We start from the raw sequence: 19,835 nt of genomic DNA, 5'->3' as shown, positions 1-19,835 counted from the left end.
TTTGCATCGGCATTTTGCTTAATGTCAGAAAGAAAGACCGAGGCGCCGCAAGTCATCGCCAAGCTTCGCTGCGCCTGTAAAATGTATGGCCTGCCATCCGGCTGCTTTGGCACCTTCAACATTGGCAATACTGTCGTCGATAAACAGGGTCGCAGCCGGATCGAGATTAAAGGTTTCTACATGGTGCTCATAAATTTCGCGTTCCGGCTTCAGCCGGCGAATATCTCCTGAAACAGTAACACCACGACTTTCTTTCAGGAACGGGAAGCGGCTCTGTGCTTCGGGCAGCGTATCCGAAGCAAAATTTGTGAGCATGGTCACATCATGACCTTGTGCAATCAAACCGCGTAGAATTGCAACGCTGTCCTCATAAGCATAAGGAATCATCAGGCTCCAGTTTCGTCTGAATGTTTTAATTTGTTCGCTGCGTTCCGGGTGATCGCGAATCAGAAGCTCTTCTGCATCCTGCCAGCTACGCCCGCGATCCTGCTCTATATTCCATGCGCTGGTGCAAATATTTTCCAGAAACCACTTCCGTTCGTGAGCGTCCGGGATGGTGTCCAGATAAGCGAGCTCTGGATCGTAATGCAGAAGCACTTTTCCAATATCGAACACGACATGTTTGACAGGAGTGATCAAAGCTTTTTCCTTCCCTTTTTGAAAGCATCTGGAATGGCGGCAGCGATGGCCTTTTTCATAACAGTAGGAAGTGCTTCGCCCTCAAGTTCGGAAGGGGCGGACCACCAGCCGTCCATATCATTGCGTTTAGCAATATCACTGGCTGAATAGACAGACAGACGCAATTCAAAATGCGTGAATACATGGGTGATGGCACCAGCTGGCAACCAGTTGTCGGGGAAGGGGGCGGCATTGATTGTCGTATCCCCGTCGATGCGTGCCGTCCATGCGCTACCGGGGACTTCGCTCATGCCAGCCAGCAGACCTTCGCCTTTCCGTTTGCGTAGCAGCACCGAGCCATCATCTGCAATCGCGATAAATGCTGCCCCCGTTCGTACAGGCTTTGCTGCTTTCGGTGCTTTCACCGGGAATGTTTCGGGATCGTGATGTGCAAGAGCCTGGCAGTCATCATTGAGCGGACATATCGCGCAAGCCGGGCGTCGCGGCGTGCAGATTGTTGCTCCCAAATCCATGACGGCCTGCGCAAAGTCTCCGGGCCTGTCGTGCGGTGTGAGTTTGCCCATCAAAATGCGTATTTGCGTTTTTGCGGCGGGGAGAGGGGTGTGAATGGCATAGAGGCGGGAGACAACGCGTTCGACATTGCCGTCAACCACAGCCGCAGGCTCTCCGAAGGCAATGGCAGCAATCGCGGCCGAGGTATAATCGCCTACACCGGGCAGCAGCTTTAATTCAGCTGCAGTCGTTGGGAATTTCCCATTATAGTTGGCAGCGATAAGATCGGCACATTTCTTGAGATTGCGGGCGCGAGAGTAATAACCCAACCCGGCCCATGCACGCAGGACATCATCTTCACTTGCTTTTGCCATCGAGTTGACATCAGGCCAGAAGGCAACGAATTTAGTGAAATAGGTTTTGACCGCTTCAACGGTCGTTTGTTGCAGCATCACTTCTGATAGCCAAACCCGATAAGGGTCGATTTTAATTCCGCGTGCGTGTTCTGTTGGAGTGACACGCCAGGGCAGTATACGATGGTGGCGATCATACCAGTTCAAAATAGCTGTTGTTTTATGAGATTTATGCGCGTTGAGCATGGGCGTTATATAATTTGACCTATAGAAAGAATCTGTAATTCCTGATTAACGCCGTATTTTTAGAATGGGTATAAAAACAAAGTGCATTGTGTGCGGCACTTTATGATAATTAGGCTTTAGACGATATGGGGCAAAAGTATTTTGAAGAGAATTTGCGTTTGAGTAATTCGGTTCCAGTTTATGTGATCAATCTTGCTCGATCTTTTCAGCGTTGGGAAGCTCTGAAGGCCAGCGCTGAACAGTTCGGTATCGAATTACGTCGCGTTGAAGCGGTTGAAGGTAAATTGCTAAAAGAGCATGAGCTTGCCAATCTTGACGAGGCCAGCTTTCGGAGGCGTCACGGCAAAATCGTATTGCCTGCTGAAATTGGCTGTTATTTCAGCCATATTAAAGCTCTGGAGGCGATTATTGCTGCGGCGGAACCCTATGCGGTCATCGTTGAAGATGATGTGCGGTTTACATCGGATTTTCTGCCATTTATCAACGGTGCGATAAAGTTGCAGGGCTGGGACGTCATCAAGCTCATTAATCATCGTATGGCTGCTTTTCGTAGTTTCGGCGCAGTTATTGGGCGATTTTCAATTGGGCGTAGTCTGCACGGGCCATTGGGCAGTTCCGCCGCGTATCTTTTGACCAAGGATGGCGCCAGAAAACTGCTTGCTGCGATAAAGCCAATGTCGCTTCCTTATGATGTCGCTATGGAACGCGGTTGGGATGGGGGTTATGAGCTGTTCACAACCAATATTCCGCCCGTTGAGTTTTCTGATGTTGCAGTTTCAACAATTGCAGAAGGACGAGGGACCTACGCCAAAACGCGCTTGCCGCCCTATAAAAGGATTACTACACTCTTCTTCCGGGCAACCGACTATATGAAGAGAATCGCCTACGCCTTAAAAGTAAAACGCTTGAAAGAGGCGGGGGATGAGTTTTTTTAAAAAGTCATTCCTGGTTCGACGAAAAGTTGATCATTGGGCTCTGACTGTAGCCTCTGCTGCTATGCCCATTCGGCTTGGACTGGGCCCGGTCTTACTGTTTGTATTTTCTTGTTTAGGTATTTATCTCGCAGCAGCGCGTCATAATACGACGAGACTGTTCGCGAAGAAGTTTTATATTTTTATTCTCCTCTACGCAGCATGGTCGCTCGGCCTCATTATTTATCGCGGCGAGCCTTTTTCAGACAATCGTCAAATCGGATACACACTCCTGATAACTGTTTTTGCGTTTGCTAGCGCAGGCATGGTTCTGATCCGTGATCCTTTACGATCTTATGTTCTTGGATCGCGGGCCGGAATTGTTATGGCTGTACTGGCGGTAATTTATCTGTTGTTCGAACAAGGTGGGCGCATCGGCGTCGGTGGCAATGAGGCAGTATTTGCCTTCGTCGCAGGCGTTTCAGCAATTTCCGCAGGAATTCCGATCTCTAAAGCTCCGAGGTATCTTTCAAATGGGCCACATTGGCTCGTCCTGGGACTGGCTGCCGTGCTCGCATCTGAAACCCGAGCAGTTATCGTTGTCTTACCAACTTTTGCTGCGATTGAGATTATTTTGTTTCTGCGACGCTATAGCCTGAAGCAGCAGGGAGCGATCTATGCAGCACTTGTTACAGCCGTTGCGGCACTTGTCATTGTCGGTCCGGTTGGCGATGCTATTTCAAAGCGCTTTGCAGGCATGGTCGAATATTACGACACCGGCGACAGTTCCAAATGGCAAGACAAAATCTCCGCAGATATCCGTGAGGTTATGTGGACGAATGCCGTTAATGTTATTAAACAGCATCCGGTCGCGGGCGTAGGTTCTTATTCAAAGATGGATATTGTCAGGCAGGCGTCTGGTGAACAGGCGCCAATGCTTACGGGATTTCGCCATGTTCATAACACGGTGCTCGACGAATTGCTGAATGACGGTATCATCGGCCTCTTCTTCATGTTTGCAGCCTTTATTGCGATATTCATTTATCTCTGGCGGACCGCCGACAGCTGGGCTATGCGGCGCGCATTGATCTATTTTGCAGTGGTCTGTGGCAGTTACGGTATGTTGCATAACCCGCTTTTACATGAGGTAACGATTGCGTCGGCTATGTTCTTCATTGCAGCGCTAAATGCAGCAGCCTCACGGCGCGTTATGGCTTTCCGCCGCGCTGGTTTAACAAACTATATTTGCAGGAAATGACATCCATGAAAGCAATCGTGACAGGGGCTGCTGGCTTCATCGGCTTTCACACAGCAGTGCGCCTTCTGGATGAAGGCTGGCAGGTCGTCGGTATTGATAATCTCAATGATTATTATCAGGTTGATCTCAAGGAAACGCGCCTTGCCAAGCTGAATGCGCGTGATAATTTCCGCTTTGCGCAAGCTGATATTTCCGACGCGGAAGCTTTTAATACGGCAATCGGCATTGATGGTGATGTTGATGTAATCGTACACTTGGCGGCACAGGCGGGTGTTCGTTATTCAATCGAAAACCCCGCAGCCTATGTTTCGGCCAATGTCATGGGACAGGTTACTGTCTTTGAAGCGGCGTTGAAGCTCGAAAAACGTCCGCCTGTGGTTTATGCCAGCTCGTCATCGGTTTATGGCGCAAACGAAAAAATCCCGTTTTCTGAAAGTGACGCTGTTGACCGCCCGGTCTCGGTCTATGCTGCCACAAAGCGCTCAGGAGAGCTTCTCGCCGTATCTTACAAGCATGTTCACGGCCTGCACTCGACCGGTTTACGCTTTTTTACGGTTTATGGTCCATTTGGACGGCCAGACATGGCGCCATGGTTGTTCACTTCGGCGATCCTTAAGGACGAGCCGATCCGCGTTTATAACAATGGTCAGATGCAGCGAGACTTCACATTTGTTGATGACATTGTGAGTGGCGTTTTGGGTGCCGTAAAACGGATCATCGAACAGCCTGAACAAACCGCGCCTGTCTATAACCTCGGTAATAATCGCCCGGTCATGCTCAACGATTTCATCTCGGCAATTGAAAAAGCATGTGGCAAGCAAGCGATCCGTAAACTTGAGCCGATGTCCGCTGCCGACGTTCCGCGTACCTATGCCGATATTGCACTTGCGGCGCGTGATCTCGGTTTCAGTCCTAAAACCACACTCGATGAAGGTATTCCTTTGTTTGTTGAGTGGTTTCGCGGCTATAATGGGACGCGATGAGCGAACAGAAAGCAAAAAGGGGCTTCCGGCCGCTGGCAGATATGACATCTGGCCTCATGGACCCGATGTTGCAGAAGCGCGCGGGTATAAATCTCTCACTGCTGCAATCTTGGGAAGATATTGTTGGACCGGTAGTGGGTGCATCTTCACGACCTCTGCGCATTTTGTGGCCAAGACGGATCAGTCAGGATGATCCTTTTACACCTGCAACGCTTGTCATTGCTTGTGAAGGCTTCGCCGCTTTGCAAATCCAGCATGAGACGGGTGAAATCATAAGCCGCGTCAATGGTTTCTTAGGTTTTTCCGCTGTTGCCCGCATTAAAATCGAGCAAAAGCCGCCAGCACTTGATTTCAGGCGCAAGCCAAAACGATTGGCTCCTCTTGCACCTTCCGAAGAGCGCCGTATCGATAAGGCTACTGACGGAATTGAGGACGATGCGCTACGTGCAGCGCTCGCCCGGCTAGGCAAAAATATACTCGCAGAAAAACGCGCTACAAAGAAATGAAATGATTTGCCATAAATATGATTCAAGGCTGTTGTTGAACTTCATTTGAACAAGGGAGGGCTGGTGATTAATCATCTGTCACCCTAAATTGCTTTTAAACGTCAACATTGAAACAGGACTGGATGATTCGTATGCCTGCAACGCTTAACCGCAGACATGTTATTTCTCTTGCTGGCGCAGCAGCCGCAGGACTGGCTTTTGCTGGCAATGCGAGCGCACAGTCCCGCAGCGCCGAAGCCAGCGTCGATGCAGCCAAGGTTGCAGAAGCCGGCAAACTCAAGGACATGGTTTATGGCAAGGCCGACGCGCCTGTTACGATCGTGGAATATGCATCGCTGACCTGTTCGCATTGCGCTGATTTTGCGGTCAACACATTACCAACCATCAAAGAGAAATACATCGATACCGGTAAAGCAAAGCTGATCTTCCGCGAATTCCCATTCGATCCGCGTGCGACTGCTGCCTTTATGCTGGCGCGTTGCGCACCGGAAGATCGTTATTTCCCAATGATTGAAGTGTTCTTCAAGCAGCAGCAACAGTGGGCTGGTGCCGCTGATGGCGAAGCTGCGCTGCTTCAGATCGCAAAACTTGCAGGTTTTACACAGGAGTCGTTCAAGGCTTGCTTGACGAACCAGCAGGTTCTCGATGATGTGAGAGCAACGATGGAACGCGGATCGCAGGAATTTGGTGTGAACGCCACGCCAACTTTCTTCATCAATGGACAGAAATACGCTGGAGCCCTTTCGGTTGACGAAATGTCGGCAATCATTGACAAGCTGCTCTAAGTCGCCTTTCGGCAAGAAAAGCGGACGCTTCGTTGCGTCCGCTTTTTGTGTTTATACCCAAGCGTCGGGCGAGAAAGTGGAAGCCGGTTTTTCGCATAATCGCCGCATTGAAACAGTTTCGGGGAGTGCTCGCTGATGCGCTTCTCCAAGCTGCGTCTTGTTGGTTTCAAATCCTTTGTCGAGCCGATGGAGTTCGTCATCGAGGGCGGACTGACGGGCGTCGTTGGCCCCAATGGCTGCGGCAAGTCCAATCTCGTTGAAGCTCTGCGTTGGGTTATGGGTGAAAACTCATACAAGAATATGCGCGCTTCCGGCATGGATGATGTAATCTTCTCCGGCTCCGCCACGCGGCCTGCACGCAATACGGCGGAAGTAACCCTTTTCCTCGATAATTCCGACCGCACAGCACCCGCCGCTTATAATGATCATGACGAGCTGCAGGTTTCGCGCCGGATCGAGCGCGAAGCGGGTTCCGTTTACCGTATCAATGGTAAAGAAGCGCGTGCCAAGGATGTACAACTGCTCTTTGCCGATCAATCGACGGGCGCTCGCTCGCCATCCATGGTGGGGCAGGGCCGAATTGGTGAACTTATTCAGGCCAAGCCACAGGCGCGCCGTGCGCTTTTGGAAGAAGCTGCCGGTATTTCGGGCTTGCATACCCGTCGCCACGAGGCCGAACTGCGCCTTCGTGCTGCCGAAGGCAATCTCGAGCGTCTCGAAGATGTTGTTGGTGAACTTGGTAGCCAGATTGAAAGCCTGAAACGGCAGGCGCGTCAGGCTAATCGCTTTAAAGCTTTGTCTGCGGATATTCGCCGCGCTGAAGCAGCGCTTTTGCATCTGCGCTGGTCGCAGGCCAAGGTGCAGGAAGGCGAAGCACAAAGTGCACTGGCACAGGCAACTTCTGTGGTCGGCGACATGGCTCAGGCACAGATGAAGGCTGCGCGTGATCAAGCCGTAGGCGCACAAAAGCTTCCTGAAATGCGCGAAGCAGAAGCAAAAGCCGCCGCCGCTTTGCAGCGCCTTTCTATCGCACGCACGCAGCTCGACGAAGAAGACGGTCGTGTTCGTGCCCGCCGCGCCGAGCTTATGAAACGTCTCGAACAGCTGACGGCTGATATTGCGCGCGAAGAGAAGATGGTGCGCGAGAATGCCGATATTCTGGCACGGCTGGACGAAGAAGAGCAGGAGCTGATCGCCTCCAATGAAGCGTCTGGCGAACGCGACGAAGAATTGCGTGCGATTTTTCAAGAAGCCGAAATTCGCTTGCAGGATAGCGAAAATGCACTGGCTCGCGTGACGGCAGAACGCGCAGAGGCTGTTGCCGAACGCACGCAGATCGAGCGGGGCTTGCAGGAAACGCAAAGCCGCCGTGACCGTCTGGCAAACCAGATGGAAACAATTGAGCGCGATATTGCGGCGGTCACTGAGCAGATCGGCGGTTTATTTGATCCGGCTGAAAAGCGTATTCCCGTTGAGGCCGCAACCGAAGCGCTGGCAGCGTCCGAAGACGCCGTAATTGCGGCGGAAGAGCTGGTGGGTACTGCGCGTGAACAGGAAGCTGCGGGTCGCCAGCCGCTCAGCGAAGCGCGCACCGAGCTCAATCGCATCGAGACCGAAGCGCAAACATTGGCGCGCATTCTCAATGCGGGTGAAACAGGGCAGTTTCCCCCGATTGTTGAAGAGTTGAAGGTCAGAAAGGGGTATGAAATCGCTCTTGGTGCCGCCCTTGGCGAAGATCTTGATGCAGCAATTGACGTCAAGGCACCGGTTTTCTGGGCATATAATCCGGCGGCTGAAACCGATCCGGCACTGCCTGAAGGCAGCGTGCCGCTTGCTCAATTCGTGGAAGGTCCACAACAGTTGCATCGCAGGCTGGCGCAGGTCGGTGTGGTTTCAGACAATGATGGCCCGCTTTTGCAGACTTCCCTGCGTCCGGGTCAACGGCTTGTCAGTGCGGCCGGCGCGCTTTGGCGCTGGGATGGCTATACGGCAAGCGCTGATGCCCCGACACCGGCTGCCCAGCGGCTTGCGCAAAAAAACCGTCTGACGGAACTTGAGCAGGAAGCAATCCGTGCTGAAATCCGCGTACAGGATGCGCAGCAGGCTGTACAGCGTTTTGAAATGGCTGTTCGCGAAGCGGTTGAACAGGAGCGCGTAGCCCGCGATGCCTGGCGTGCCAATCAGCGTAAGCTTGATGATGCGCGCGAGGCATTGGCCGCTGTTGAGCGGGCTGCCGGGCAACTGGCGACTAAGCGCGCCGGTCTCGAAGAAGCGAAGGCACGCCTGGAAGAAAATCTTGAGGAAGCACAGATCCGCGTTATGGAGGCCGAAGACCGTCTCAATGAAATGCCGGATATGGACGCCATCGGTGAACGCCATTCGGCCATGAGCGCGGAAGTGCAAGCTGATCGCGTGCAGCTTGCTGAAGCTCGCGCTGCCTATGAAGGCCAGCGTCGTGAGGCAGACAATCGAGTAAGACGTCTGGCGATGATCGGGCTTGAGCGCCGTAATTGGGCGTCGCGCGCGGAAAATGCCGCGCAGCAGATTGCAGCACTCAATGATCGTCGCGCAGAAACCGCCGATGAAGCAGAAGCGCTGGCCGAAGCACCGGAAGAGATCGAAAGCCGCCGCCGTGCATTGCTTAATGAGCTTTCGGAAGCTGATGAGCGGCGCAAGCATGCTGCCGACATTCTTGCAGAAGCAGAGGCTGCACAGGCAGAGCTCGACAAGGCGGCGACCCTTGCCATCCAGCAACTTGCGACCAGCCGCGAACAGCGGGCGCGTGCTGAAGAGCGCCTGACTGCTGCCGAGGAACGTCGCAAGGATACCGAAGCACGTATTGTTGATGCGCTCAATTGCGCGCCACATGAAGCAATCCGTCATACAGGCCTGAAGCCTGAAGACCGTATGCCCGACCCGGATCAGCTTGAACGCCAGCTTGAGCGTTTGCGCATAGAACGTGAGCGTCTTGGTGCAGTCAACCTGCGCGCGGAAGAGGAAAGTCAGGAATTGTCTGCGCGTCTTGAGGCGATCATTTCCGAGCGCGAAGACGTTATTGAAGCGATCAAAAAACTGCGGCAGGCGATCCAGAGCCTCAATCGTGAGGGGCGAGAACGTCTGCTGGCTGCATTTGACGTTGTAAATGCGCAATTCCAGCGCCTGTTCACGCATCTTTTTGGTGGCGGTACTGCAGAGTTGCAGCTCATTGAGAGCGACGATCCACTGGATGCGGGTCTGGAAATTCTGGCACGCCCACCCGGCAAGAAACCGCAGACCATGACGCTGCTTTCAGGCGGTGAACAGGCATTGACTGCCATGGCACTTATCTTTGCCGTGTTCCTGACCAATCCGGCGCCCATTTGCGTGCTGGACGAAGTGGACGCGCCGCTCGATGATCATAATGTCGAGCGGTATTGCAATCTGATGGATGAAATGGCGGCTTCAACCGAAACCCGTTTTGTGGTCATCACCCATAATCCGATCACCATGGCGCGTATGAACCGGCTGTTCGGCGTGACTATGGGTGAACAGGGTGTGAGCCAGCTGGTTTCGGTTGATCTGCAAACCGCAGAGCAGTTGCGCGAAGCAAGTTGATATTAGAGCTATCCCGAAAAGTATGAAATACTCCCAGGCGGGGAAATCAGTTGAGCGGGCAGATTTTTGATCCGGCATCGATCAGATATAGATATGCGTCAAAACAATGATTTAGAGCGACGATTGGATCTAATCAGACCAAAACGCATTCCGATTGCTTTGTAAAAGTATCACTCTTCATCGCCGCTTTCGTATTCGTCATCATCATCGGCTTCAATGACTTGCCAGATAAATGCGTGAAGACGTTCTTCAATGCTTGCTTTGGATGCACCTGATGCTTCCATTTCACGCTTGATTTTGAAGAATTGGTCTTTGTCTGATTGCGACAGATATTTAGCGGCAGTCTCAAGAGATGACAGGGACGTGGACATGATGGTTGATACTGCTTTATTTTGTAAGATGCGTTTAAAATGAAGAGATGGAGCATTTCCAAAAACGAAGCGTCCCCGGCAATGCTCTCAATTTGCGTGACCTCTGATCAGCGTGCTCTATAAGTTACGCTCATTTTTGCGGCAGCGAGGGCGTGTTCTGCAATCTTGCTTGGCTCCATATCATTAAGGCCGATCGGCATTGGCTTGTCAAAATGCAAGTCCAATGTAAAGAACCCGGCCGGATATGGCATATCCTGAATAAAATTCAGAAGTGCTTTTCGGGATTTCGTATCAATCTGGCTGTCAGGCATGGCCTCGACAGATTTACGAACAATATCACGCAGACGCGCAATATCGGTTTCCGGATCTTCCTCGCCGGTTTCAGATGGCAATGCAGCGTAATTGGCAAGAACGGGCAGAACAAGGCTCTCCCATAGTCCCTGATTGTCCAGTCGTATCCGTAGACTTGAAAGCGTGGCGGTCGGATTAGCTGTAAGGCTCGTTATGGATGCATCAACCGGCAGGTTGATTTCTGCCGAAACTGAAGCCTTACCTAACTTGATGCTGTTGATTTCAGCATTCTGAATGTGCAGATAACCACTTTTTGGATTGAAACGGTAAAACGCCGCAAAATCCATAGGCCATTGTTGAATTGAAGTGATGTAATCTGAGACTTTATTGCCGCTTTGCAGTCTCATGCGAACGCCATCAATTGCAATGCGTCCCCATGTGGGTGCTGCTTTACTGAAATCGGGTGATTCGGACAGAAAGTCTTGCAGGTGATCCAGTTCGACGATTACGCGTTCGACGGTCCAGCCCATTATGCTGCCGGTTTGGTACATGCTGTTCGAGACAATACAACCATCGGGAATATCTCTTACTGCATAATCATTGTCCGGTGTGAGAAGGCTCATTCCATCAAGAAATTTTTCACACTGGCTGAGTGGTGCGTTGTCTGCTGCTGGTGCTTCTGTAAGGGCAAAAGCGGACGTTGTAGCGAGGGAGAGCAGAACGGCTGGGAGAATGAAGCGCATGTCACCGGATTCTAGTTTGAACGAATAAGATGCGCTGCATCATTTCCATATGGTCGCTGCTGTCAACCAGAGACCATGAGCTGTTACTTTTCACTCCAGACAGCAAGCTCATTGCCAGCAGGGTCGGTGAAGTGAAAACGACGCCCACCGGGAAAAGCAAAAATCGGCTTCACAACGGTTCCACCTGCTTCTGTTACAGCTTTCAAGGTTTCCTCAAGATGGGCAGAATAAAGGACGGGCAAAGGCTTGCGCGTTGCGTTCGGATCGGCGTCAAAACCGCCATCCAGACCCTCTGCGAAGGCGGAATAGGTCGGGCCATAATCAACGAACGACCAGCCAAAAGCCCGCGCATAGAAACTCTTGGTCGAATCCAGTGATCCATTGCCTGCTGGCATTTCAAGATAATCAAGCTTGCCGGTGATACGCATAATCAACTCCAAATGTTCTATTTTTGTTCTTATTTTTGAACCAATCCATGGTCAGAGTCAATCGACGGATCAGCTTTATTGTTTTCTAATCGATTCTATTACGGCGCTTTGTCTTTTTTGATTGGCAGACAACGACTTGATCGCATAAGCACGGGGATAGTTTCTGCAGTTCTGTGGAAAAGCACAGAGATTGCGGACCGTTACCTGCGCAAGGGAGGCCAGCATGGCAAAGTGGGTGTACGCATTCGGTGATGGCAAAGCAGAGGGTGCTGCGAGCGATCGTAACCTTCTCGGCGGTAAAGGCGCGAATCTGGCTGAAATGAGCAGCCTCGGTTTGCCCGTGCCGCCCGGTTTTACAATCACGACAGAAGTGTGCACGTCCTATTATGATCATGAGCGGGCTTATCCCGATGAGCTTGATCAGCAGGTGCAGAATGCACTTGATCATGTTGCTGGTTTGACAGGGCGCGTGTTCGGCGGTGCGGATAAGCCATTGCTCGTATCGGTGCGATCGGGTGCGCGTGCATCTATGCCGGGCATGATGGATACGGTTCTGAACCTTGGTCTCAATGATGAGACCGTTCAGGCAATTGCGCGTGAAGCTGGCGACGAGCGTTTCGCTTATGACAGCTATCGCCGCTTCATCCAGATGTATTCAGACGTCGTTTTGGGTGTTGATCACGGATTTTTTGAAGAAATCCTTGAAGACAAGAAAGCTGACCTTGGTGTTGATGTTGACACGGCACTCAGCGCTTCCGACTGGAAAGATGTGATCGCGCTCTACAAGGCGAAGGTCGAGGAAGAGCTTGGCGAGCCTTTCCCGCAAGACCCGCGCGAGCAGCTTTGGGGCGCGATCAGTGCCGTTTTCTCAAGCTGGATGAACGCACGCGCCATCACCTATCGTCGTCTGCATAACATCCCGGCCCAATGGGGTACGGCGGTGAATGTTCAGGCCATGGTGTTCGGCAATATGGGCGAAACGTCTGCGACCGGCGTTGCCTTCACCCGCAACCCATCGACTGGCGAAAAGAAGCTCTATGGCGAGTTTCTGGTCAATGCGCAGGGTGAGGATGTGGTGGCAGGCATTCGGACACCGCAGAACATAACCGAAGAGGCGCGTATAGCAGCGGGCTCTGACAAGCCTTCGCTTGAAAAGGTCATGCCGGAGGCCTTTGCCGAGTTTCTGAAAGTGGCAGATCTGCTTGAACAGCATTATCGCGATATGCAGGACTTGGAATTCACCATCGAACGCGGCAAGCTCTGGATGCTGCAAACCCGATCCGGCAAGCGCACGGCAAAAGCAGCACTTAAAATGGCTGTTGAAATGGCCGCAGAAGGACTGATTACAGAAGAGGAAGCCGTGCTGCGTATTGATCCGGCAGCACTCGACCAGCTTCTGCATCCGACCATCGACCCGCGAGCCGAGCGCATAGTCATCGGGCAGGGCCTGCCCGCTTCTCCTGGCGCTGCGACGGGCGAAATCGTGTTCTCGTCCGAGGATGCGGAAAAGGCCAAGGCTGAAGGCCGCAATGTCATTCTGGTGCGTGTTGAGACAAGCCCTGAAGACATTCATGGTATGCATGCGGCTGAAGGTATTCTCACCACGCGCGGCGGCATGACCAGTCACGCGGCAGTTGTAGCACGCGGTATGGGCAAGCCCTGCGTTTCGGGCGCGGGATCACTTCGCGTCGATTATCGCAACGGTATCATGCTGGCTGCCGGCCAAAGCTTCAAAAAAGGTGATGTGATCACTATTGATGGCGGCAATGGGCAAGTGTTGAAAGGCAAGGTGGCCATGCTGCAGCCCGAACTGTCGGGCGATTTCGGCAAACTCATGGAATGGGCAGACAAGACCCGCCGCATGAAGGTGCGTGCCAATGCCGAAACGCCTGCGGATGCCCGTACAGCACGCTCGTTCGGGGCAGAAGGCATCGGCCTTTGCCGCACCGAGCATATGTTCTTTGAAGGCGAACGCATTATCGCGATGCGCGAAATGATCCTTGCTGACAAGGAGGATGGTCGCCGCGCCGCCTTGGCAAAGCTTCTGCCGATGCAACGCTCGGATTTTGTCGAGCTGTTCGAGATCATGAAGGGCTTGCCGGTCACGATCCGTTTGCTTGATCCGCCGTTGCACGAGTTCCTGCCGCGCACCGATGAAGAAGTGGCGGAAGTGGCAAGCGCCATGGGCGTCGACGCGGATAGACTGCGTGAGCGCGCCGATAGCCTGCATGAGTTCAATCCGATGCTCGGCCATCGTGGTTGCCGTCTGGCAGTGTCCTATCCAGAAATTGCCGAAATGCAGGCACGCGCGATCTTTGAAGCTGCCGTTGAAGCGGGCAAGAAGACCGGTGAGCCTGTGGTGCCGGAAGTCATGGTGCCGCTGGTCGGCCTCAAGGCTGAACTTGATTTTGTGAAAGCGCGCATTGATGCGGTGGCAAAGGAAGTGATCGGCGAGTCCGGCGTTCAGATCGACTATATGGTCGGCACGATGATAGAACTGCCGCGTGCGGCTCTTCGGGCTGCTGAAATTGCTGAAACGGCGGAGTTTTTCTCTTTTGGAACCAACGACCTCACGCAGACCACTTTTGGCATTTCGCGTGATGATGCAGCGCCGTTTCTTTCGACCTACCAGAGCCGTGGTGTAATCGAACAGGACCCGTTCGTTTCACTGGATTTCGATGGCGTGGGTGAGCTGATCCAGATCGCCGCCGAGCGTGGACGTAAAACACGCGACACGCTCAAGCTGGGTATTTGTGGCGAACATGGTGGCGATCCGGCATCAATCAGTTTCTGCGAGCAAACAGGTCTTGATTACGTGTCTTGTTCGCCGTTCCGTGTGCCGATTGCACGCCTGGCGGCAGCCCAAGCCGCAGCCCGAAATAGTAAAGCATCCTGAAAAGTGTAAAGCCGGTTTAGGATAAGATACGCCGGAAACGAAAGTTTAGAGCCGCGATCTGATTTAATCAGATCGCGGCTCTAAATCATTGCCATAATTCGGCTTTGGTTCTGGCGCTGTAAGCTGTAAATTTCAAAGCCGGAACTTTAATTTATCGGGGCAGCTATGTTTCGTCAGTTATTAGCGGCGGGGGCCGCGCTTGTTTGCTTCAGCACTGTGGCCAGCGCCTATGACGCGCTGCCACAAGCGGAGAAGCACGAGAAAATCAGCATTGTTGAACCGCAATTGCGCATCGCCAAAGGTGGTCCTGCTTCGCCACAGGTCGCGCTGACGCTTGATGCATGCATGGGGAAAACGGATCACCGTATTCTTGATGTATTGGTAGAGAACCGCATTCCGGCGACAATTTTTGTCACCGCGCGCTGGTTGAGGCAGAACGCCGAAGCTTTTGCGGTGATGAGGGCTCACCCTGATCTTTTCGACATTGAGAACCATGGCAATATGCATGTGCCAGCCATTACCAATATGCCGACAATGTATAATATCAAGACAGCTGGGTCGCTCGATGCGGTTCGCTCTGAAATAGATGGTGGCGCCGATGCGATTGCAAAATCGGGGGCATCCAAGCCGCAATGGTATCGGGATGCCACGGCCCGCTATTCGACTGACGCCGTGAAGCTCGCGGAAAGTATGGGTTATAAAATCGGCGGATATTCTCTCAATGGGGATCAAGGCGCATCCCTGCTTGCTCCTGTCGTGGCCCGACGCATTTCAGCGGCACGTGATGGCGATGTCATCATTTCGCATATCAACCAACCGACACGTTCGGCGGGTGAAGGCGTCGCCAAAGGCATTCTTGCACTTCAGGCAAAAGGCATGAAATTCGTGAAGCTACGTGATGTTGAGACGATGATGACGCTCAACCCGGTGCCAGCACACAATCTTCATGCAGTCGCACCAGCCACAACTGCAAAGCCGCAGGTCGAGAAATAGTGCTTTAGAGTGCACCCTGAAAAGGGAAATCCGATCTTCGGATTAAATCACGCTTTAAAAAATGGGATAGAGCATTTCCAACGACTTAATCAAAATCGAAGCGGTCCTAGGTTCCGTTGGTGGTCTTGCCGTTCGGTGTCAGGCTTTTCATCACGGCTGCATAATTGCGGCCAAGGCTTTCAAACAGAGCATTGTTGCCGGTTGGCGGAGCGACTGAAAGTGTTGTGCCGTCATGACCAAGCGTAACGAAGACGACCTGATCTTGCGGCTGTCCGGCAATGGCAATTGCACCGATACGTTGTGCCTCGGTGGTGTCCAGCGCTGGCATGTTGAAAAGAACTTCGCCGCCCACACGCTCCGCTGCCTTGGAAAGAGCTGTGTCAAATCCTTCGATGAGAACGTCAATGGCACCAAGCGCAAATTCAAGCTCGACTGCTTCCAGCGTCATGACATCCTGCTCCGCTTCAGCGGTAGCGGGCGTTGCTGGCATTTGGCCATTATGAAGGGTTCGATCCATGTCGTCCTCTCCGACGAATCCGAAAAAAGCCCCCATATACGTGATCATGCCCTTCGTTAGAAGTTGCTGCAATAGCTTTTATATTGATTTCACTCTATTTTTCCCGTTGTTTTTTCATAGCTGGTTAAATTGCCAGAGTGTGTCGAGGCTTTTTCTTTTGTGCTCTGCCAGTCTCTGTTATGCATGATTGCGCTTTAAAGGCAGTTGGGACCCCGCATGAGAAAACTTCGCTATCAGCGCCGACAGTCGCGCTCCGCAATATGGGCATTGCGGTTTGGCGTTTTTGCGGCTGTCCTGTCAACGCTTGGCTTTATTCTGCACAGGTTTGGTAAAATCGAGACACCCGATTTTGTTGTGATTGCAGCAGCAGGCGGGATATTCGCGATTTTAGCACTGCTTTGTGCAGCAAAAGGGTTTCGCAATCTCTGGGTGAATGGTGATAAAGGCGGTGCGCGCTCATTCTGGGCGAGCTTTCTCGCATGTGCCGTTCTGCTGCCGCTCTGTTTTGTCGCTTCGCTCTGGTATGGTTCACCTCCACTCTATGATCTGACAACTGATTTTGAGACGCCCCCGCAGTTTCCCTCGACCATGCCTGCACGGCTTGCGCGTATGAATTCGCTGTCTGCTGAGGTTCGCACTGATATGCTCAGCCAGATGTCAGCTTACCCCGATGTGATGGGGCGCCGTTATGAAGCCGCACCCGACCGGGTGGCACAAGGCGTTGAAAATACGTTGAAAGCATTTGGTTGGAAAGAGATCAGCCGTGACACGCCGCTGCCGGCGCAGAACGCGACACGCTTTGTTGCAACTGCACACAGCACCATTCTTGGTTTGAAAAGTGATGTGGTTATCCGCCTGCTTGATGAAGGTGAGACGACTTATGTCGATATGCGGTCCGTGTCGCGTTACGGCAATCGGGATATGGGCCTGAATGCCGCCTTTATCACCCAGTTCCTGTCTGCGCTTGAGAGCGAAGTGAACAAAGCTCCCGCTGACGTGGAGTGATCACCGCGGCTGATAAATGCCGTTAAGCGATGGGTCGCCGTCCGTAACGATTTCACCGCGCCCGACAAGATCTTCAAGGTGGGCGAGAACCGAGAGTGCTGCAGCACCATGCAGGCGCGGGTCTGTATCGCGGTAGATAGCCTTGACCATGTCGGGAATAGAGCGGTCGCCTTGCACGATCCGCTCCAATATCGCGCGCTCTCGCATTTTCCGATGTGCGCGCAAACCACGCACAAATGCAGCTGGCTTGGTGACGGCTCCACCATGACCGGGGAGATAGATACGATCATCGCGCTCCAACAGCTTTTCAAGCGAAGTCATGTAATCGCTCATCGATCCATCGGGCGGTGCGACGATGGATGTGGCCCATGCCATCACATGATCGGCTGAAAAAAGAATGCCGGTGCCTTCAAGGCCAAAAGCCATATGATTGGCGGCGTGTCCGGGTGTGTGTATGCCGCGAAGGCTCCAGCCATCGCCATCGATTTTCGCACCATCGGCGAGGGCCAGATCGGGCGTAAAATCGGTATCGGCACTCGCTTCGAGCATATTGATCTCCCCACTATGATAGGGCCGGGCCGGGCGATGCGGACCTTCGGCGACAACAAGCGCGCCGGTCTGTTGCTTCAATCGCTTTGCGAGAGGCGAGTGGTCGCGATGCGTGTGACTTACGAAGATATGACTAACTGAGCGCCCGGCAATTGCCGCAAGCAGCGCCTGATAATGCGCTTCATCTTCCGGCCCGGGATCGATGACCGCCAGTGTATCGGTGCCTATAATGTAACTATTGGTGCCATGAAAGGTAAAAGCGCTGGGGTTATTCGCGGTCAGCCGCAGCAGGCCTTTATTCAGGGCAACCGGACTCCCATATTGAGGGGCAAAGCTGCCGTCAAAATCAAGCGCCATAGACGAACCCATTCTCCTTTGGTTTTATTGATTAAGCGGCTTAGGACGAATATAGTGCGGTTTCAAATGATAATCTGGTGGAACGGTACTCACGGCGCCCATATTGGGTCGATATAAGGAGTGCGATGAACATGCGTCAGAGAAACAAATCAAGGGTTGCCGTTGCTTCTCTTCCTGCCGGCCACTTGCAAACCGGGCAATTGGCGCGTGCTTTCCGGTTTGTTTTGCTGGCACTTATCGGTACCGCTGTTCTCACTATTTCCGCCAATATCAAAGTTGATCTTCTCTACGTCAACGTAACGATGCAGACAGCAGCGCTGTTTGCGATCTCTGCGTTTTACGGCTCGCGCCTGGCAGTTGCCACGGTAGCCCTCTACTTGCTTGAAGGTGCACTCGGCTTGCCGGTTTTCACCGGAACGCCGGAAAAGGGGCTTGGCCTCGCTTACATGGTTGGTCCGACGGGGGGCTATCTGTTGTCCTATCCCATTGCAGCCTGGATGGTTGGTCGTGCTGCCGATAAGGGATTGGCGCACAAGCCATTTGCGCTCGGTGGTGTGATGCTTGCTGCCGAAGTTGTCATCCTTGTGATGGGAGCAGTTTGGATGGCCTATCTGTTTGGTTTGGAAAAAGCCATCGCATTCGGCTTTGGCGTGTTCATCATTGGTGATCTCGTCAAGCTCGCACTTGCTGCCTGTGGGGTTCCCGCAATCATGTCGCTTCTCAAGCGATAAATAGCGCAAGTCTTTGATAATTTGGATAGGCCGGGCGACGATCCCGGCCTTTTTCATGTGTTTGTTGAAACTGCTTCGCGATTGACAATTCGCCGGCGGCAAAGCTTTGTTACACTTCAAGAAGTCAGGTTCGTGGGGAGGACAGTGTGAAATTTGAAGTGCTCGAGGTTGAGCCGCTGACAAAAGCGGCTTTTGCGCCATTTGGGGATGTCATAGAGGTTGAAGGTGCCGAACGTCGCCTTATTAACAATGGCACGACGGAGCGCTTCCACGATCTGGCCAATGTTGAAGCAGCAGGTACCGACGCCCGTGTGCTCATCAATATTTTTAGAGGTCAGTCCTTCACGGCCCCCGTCGATATCGTCATGCTTGAACGGCATCCCTTTGGTTCGCAGGCTTTTGTACCGCTGAACGACAGGCCGTTTCTTGTCGTCGTCGCAGAAGATGCAGATGGTATACCCGGCAAGCTGAGAGCGTTTCTGGCGCGCGGGGATCAGGGCGTCAATTACTGGCGCAATGTCTGGCACCATCCGCTTGTGGCTCTGGAGCAGACGTCGGATTTTCTTATTGTTGACCGTGCGGGAAGTGAGAATAATCTGGAGGAATATTTCCTGCCGGATGTCACTTATCGCATTGAGACTATTCCGGCGATTATAGCGCATCCCGAAAAGTGTAAAATGGTTTTCGGAAAAGATGCGCGTTAAAAATAAACCTTTACAGCGCGGATCTGATTCAATCAGATCGGCGCTGTAGAACACAAATCTGAGGTGAACCATGGGCAGGCTATCAACACATGTTCTCGACACAGCACATGGTGGTCCAGCCGCAGCGATGCGGATTGAACTTTATCGGCTCGGCGCTTTGGGAAAAACCGAGCTGATCAAGCGTACAGTTACCAATCTTGACGGTCGCACTGACGAACCATTGCTCAGCGGCAGTGAAATGCAGGCAGGCACCTATGAGCTTCAGTTTCATGTTGCAGAATATTTCGAAGGGCGAGGCGCCGATGTCGCCAATCCGCCGTTCCTTGATCTGATTCCGATCCGGTTTGCGATTGCAGAGGAGGACGGCAATTATCATGTGCCGTTGCTGGTGAGCCCTTGGTCCTATTCGACCTATCGCGGCAGCTGACTTATCCCCACCAGCATAATTGCAGTTAAGCTCCTCGCATTATCATAGCGAGGAGC

The 19,835-nt window shown here is 52.8% G+C and carries 19 protein-coding genes; 12 read left to right on the top strand and 7 right to left on the bottom strand.

Annotated features, from left to right (window positions below):
* Positions 1-24 precede the first annotated feature (24 nt).
* Complete coding sequence (locus tag H5024_RS09795) at positions 25-639, bottom strand: HAD family phosphatase (RefSeq protein ID WP_187545908.1); 615 nt, start codon at positions 637-639, stop codon at positions 25-27.
* Positions 636-1,730 (bottom strand): A/G-specific adenine glycosylase, encoded by a 1,095-nt coding sequence (gene mutY, locus H5024_RS09790; protein ID WP_187545906.1) that lies wholly within the window; start codon positions 1,728-1,730, stop codon positions 636-638. The genes H5024_RS09795 and mutY overlap by 4 nt, the downstream gene beginning before the upstream one ends.
* Positions 1,731-1,855: 125 nt before the next feature.
* Here mutY and H5024_RS09785 point away from each other — a divergent pair, with 125 nt between their 5' ends.
* From H5024_RS09785 to H5024_RS09760, 6 genes are all read left to right on the top strand, one after another.
* Positions 1,856-2,665 carry a glycosyltransferase family 25 protein gene (locus tag H5024_RS09785; protein WP_247875227.1) on the top strand — a complete coding sequence of 270 codons (810 nt, stop codon included), beginning with the start codon at positions 1,856-1,858 and terminating at the stop codon, positions 2,663-2,665.
* A complete protein-coding gene (locus H5024_RS09780; RefSeq protein WP_187545903.1) occupies positions 2,652-3,899 on the top strand; it encodes an O-antigen ligase family protein in 1,248 nt (415 codons plus the stop codon). Before H5024_RS09785 ends, H5024_RS09780 begins: the two co-directional genes overlap by 14 nt.
* Before the next feature lie 5 nt (positions 3,900-3,904).
* Positions 3,905-4,882 (top strand): SDR family NAD(P)-dependent oxidoreductase, encoded by a 978-nt coding sequence (locus H5024_RS09775; RefSeq protein WP_187545901.1) that lies wholly within the window; start codon positions 3,905-3,907, stop codon positions 4,880-4,882.
* Complete coding sequence (locus tag H5024_RS09770; protein ID WP_187545898.1) at positions 4,879-5,388, top strand: DUF721 domain-containing protein; 510 nt, start codon at positions 4,879-4,881, stop codon at positions 5,386-5,388. Before H5024_RS09775 ends, H5024_RS09770 begins: the two co-directional genes overlap by 4 nt.
* A gap of 131 nt (positions 5,389-5,519) precedes the next feature.
* A complete protein-coding gene (locus tag H5024_RS09765) occupies positions 5,520-6,173 on the top strand; it encodes a DsbA family protein (protein WP_187545896.1) in 654 nt (217 codons plus the stop codon).
* Between the two features lie 135 nt (positions 6,174-6,308).
* Positions 6,309-9,767, top strand: a complete 3,459-nt coding sequence (locus H5024_RS09760) for a chromosome segregation SMC family protein (RefSeq protein WP_187545894.1) — start codon at positions 6,309-6,311, stop codon at positions 9,765-9,767.
* 170 nt (positions 9,768-9,937) lie between these two features.
* Here the strand turns inward: H5024_RS09760 and H5024_RS09755 are convergent, their stop codons facing one another.
* The 3 genes from H5024_RS09755 to H5024_RS09745 all read right to left on the bottom strand — a co-directional run bounded on the left by H5024_RS09755 (position 9,938) and on the right by H5024_RS09745 (position 11,600).
* Positions 9,938-10,138 (bottom strand): hypothetical protein, encoded by a 201-nt coding sequence (locus tag H5024_RS09755; RefSeq protein ID WP_187545891.1) that lies wholly within the window; start codon positions 10,136-10,138, stop codon positions 9,938-9,940.
* A gap of 107 nt (positions 10,139-10,245) precedes the next feature.
* Positions 10,246-11,172 carry a hypothetical protein gene (locus H5024_RS09750; protein WP_187545889.1) on the bottom strand — a complete coding sequence of 309 codons (927 nt, stop codon included), beginning with the start codon at positions 11,170-11,172 and terminating at the stop codon, positions 10,246-10,248.
* An 83-nt stretch (positions 11,173-11,255) separates the two neighbouring features.
* Positions 11,256-11,600 (bottom strand): VOC family protein, encoded by a 345-nt coding sequence (locus H5024_RS09745; RefSeq protein ID WP_187545887.1) that lies wholly within the window; start codon positions 11,598-11,600, stop codon positions 11,256-11,258.
* A gap of 223 nt (positions 11,601-11,823) precedes the next feature.
* On the opposite strand from H5024_RS09745, the gene ppdK reads away from it, so the two are divergent.
* A complete protein-coding gene (gene ppdK / locus H5024_RS09740; RefSeq protein ID WP_187545885.1) occupies positions 11,824-14,496 on the top strand; it encodes a pyruvate, phosphate dikinase in 2,673 nt (890 codons plus the stop codon).
* Positions 14,497-14,661: 165 nt separating this feature from the next.
* Positions 14,662-15,489 (top strand): polysaccharide deacetylase family protein, encoded by an 828-nt coding sequence (locus H5024_RS09735; protein ID WP_187545882.1) that lies wholly within the window; start codon positions 14,662-14,664, stop codon positions 15,487-15,489.
* Positions 15,490-15,595: 106 nt separating this feature from the next.
* On the opposite strand, the gene H5024_RS09730 is transcribed toward H5024_RS09735, so the two are convergent.
* On the bottom strand, positions 15,596-16,006 hold the full coding sequence (locus H5024_RS09730) for a hypothetical protein (protein ID WP_187545880.1): 411 nt from the start codon (positions 16,004-16,006) through the stop codon (positions 15,596-15,598).
* 216 nt (positions 16,007-16,222) lie between these two features.
* Here H5024_RS09730 and H5024_RS09725 point away from each other — a divergent pair, with 216 nt between their 5' ends.
* Positions 16,223-17,011, top strand: a complete 789-nt coding sequence (locus H5024_RS09725; RefSeq protein WP_187545878.1) for a DUF1499 domain-containing protein — start codon at positions 16,223-16,225, stop codon at positions 17,009-17,011.
* On the opposite strand, the gene H5024_RS09720 is transcribed toward H5024_RS09725, so the two are convergent.
* Entirely contained in the window at positions 17,012-17,917 is a 906-nt protein-coding gene (locus H5024_RS09720; RefSeq protein WP_187546752.1) for an MBL fold metallo-hydrolase, read from the bottom strand.
* Between the two features lie 131 nt (positions 17,918-18,048).
* On the opposite strand from H5024_RS09720, the gene H5024_RS09715 reads away from it, so the two are divergent.
* From H5024_RS09715 to uraH, 3 genes are all read left to right on the top strand, one after another.
* Positions 18,049-18,648 (top strand): biotin transporter BioY, encoded by a 600-nt coding sequence (locus H5024_RS09715; RefSeq protein ID WP_187545876.1) that lies wholly within the window; start codon positions 18,049-18,051, stop codon positions 18,646-18,648.
* Between the two features lie 146 nt (positions 18,649-18,794).
* On the top strand, positions 18,795-19,352 hold the full coding sequence (locus H5024_RS09710; protein WP_187545874.1) for an ureidoglycolate lyase: 558 nt from the start codon (positions 18,795-18,797) through the stop codon (positions 19,350-19,352).
* A 70-nt stretch (positions 19,353-19,422) separates the two neighbouring features.
* Complete coding sequence (uraH, locus tag H5024_RS09705) at positions 19,423-19,779, top strand: hydroxyisourate hydrolase (protein ID WP_187545871.1); 357 nt, start codon at positions 19,423-19,425, stop codon at positions 19,777-19,779.
* Positions 19,780-19,835 lie beyond the last annotated feature (56 nt).

The organism is Ochrobactrum sp. Marseille-Q0166, assembly GCF_014397025.1.
Classification (GTDB): Bacteria; Pseudomonadota; Alphaproteobacteria; order Rhizobiales; family Rhizobiaceae; genus Brucella.
The sequence above is the reverse complement of the archived record's forward strand: the minus strand, read 5'-3'. Positions and strand labels throughout refer to the sequence as shown.

Bases quoted from the DNA above. Each gene is read 5' to 3' on its own strand.
- mutY (WP_187545906.1), bottom strand. From the start codon at position 1,730: ATGCTCAACGCGCATAAATCTCATAAAACAACAGCTATTTTGAACTGG.
- H5024_RS09785 (WP_247875227.1), top strand. From the start codon at position 1,856: ATGGGGCAAAAGTATTTTGAAGAGAATTTGCGTTTGAGTAATTCGGTT.
- H5024_RS09780 (WP_187545903.1), top strand. From the start codon at position 2,652: ATGAGTTTTTTTAAAAAGTCATTCCTGGTTCGACGAAAAGTTGATCAT.
- H5024_RS09775 (WP_187545901.1), top strand. From the start codon at position 3,905: ATGAAAGCAATCGTGACAGGGGCTGCTGGCTTCATCGGCTTTCACACA.
- H5024_RS09770 (WP_187545898.1), top strand. From the start codon at position 4,879: ATGAGCGAACAGAAAGCAAAAAGGGGCTTCCGGCCGCTGGCAGATATG.
- H5024_RS09765 (WP_187545896.1), top strand. From the start codon at position 5,520: ATGCCTGCAACGCTTAACCGCAGACATGTTATTTCTCTTGCTGGCGCA.
- H5024_RS09760 (WP_187545894.1), top strand. From the start codon at position 6,309: ATGCGCTTCTCCAAGCTGCGTCTTGTTGGTTTCAAATCCTTTGTCGAG.
- H5024_RS09755 (WP_187545891.1), bottom strand. From the start codon at position 10,138: ATGTCCACGTCCCTGTCATCTCTTGAGACTGCCGCTAAATATCTGTCG.
- H5024_RS09750 (WP_187545889.1), bottom strand. From the start codon at position 11,172: ATGCGCTTCATTCTCCCAGCCGTTCTGCTCTCCCTCGCTACAACGTCC.
- H5024_RS09745 (WP_187545887.1), bottom strand. From the start codon at position 11,600: ATGCGTATCACCGGCAAGCTTGATTATCTTGAAATGCCAGCAGGCAAT.
- ppdK (WP_187545885.1), top strand. From the start codon at position 11,824: ATGGCAAAGTGGGTGTACGCATTCGGTGATGGCAAAGCAGAGGGTGCT.
- H5024_RS09735 (WP_187545882.1), top strand. From the start codon at position 14,662: ATGTTTCGTCAGTTATTAGCGGCGGGGGCCGCGCTTGTTTGCTTCAGC.
- H5024_RS09730 (WP_187545880.1), bottom strand. From the start codon at position 16,006: ATGGATCGAACCCTTCATAATGGCCAAATGCCAGCAACGCCCGCTACC.
- H5024_RS09725 (WP_187545878.1), top strand. From the start codon at position 16,223: ATGAGAAAACTTCGCTATCAGCGCCGACAGTCGCGCTCCGCAATATGG.
- H5024_RS09720 (WP_187546752.1), bottom strand. From the start codon at position 17,917: ATGGCGCTTGATTTTGACGGCAGCTTTGCCCCTCAATATGGGAGTCCG.
- H5024_RS09715 (WP_187545876.1), top strand. From the start codon at position 18,049: ATGCGTCAGAGAAACAAATCAAGGGTTGCCGTTGCTTCTCTTCCTGCC.
- uraH (WP_187545871.1), top strand. From the start codon at position 19,423: ATGGGCAGGCTATCAACACATGTTCTCGACACAGCACATGGTGGTCCA.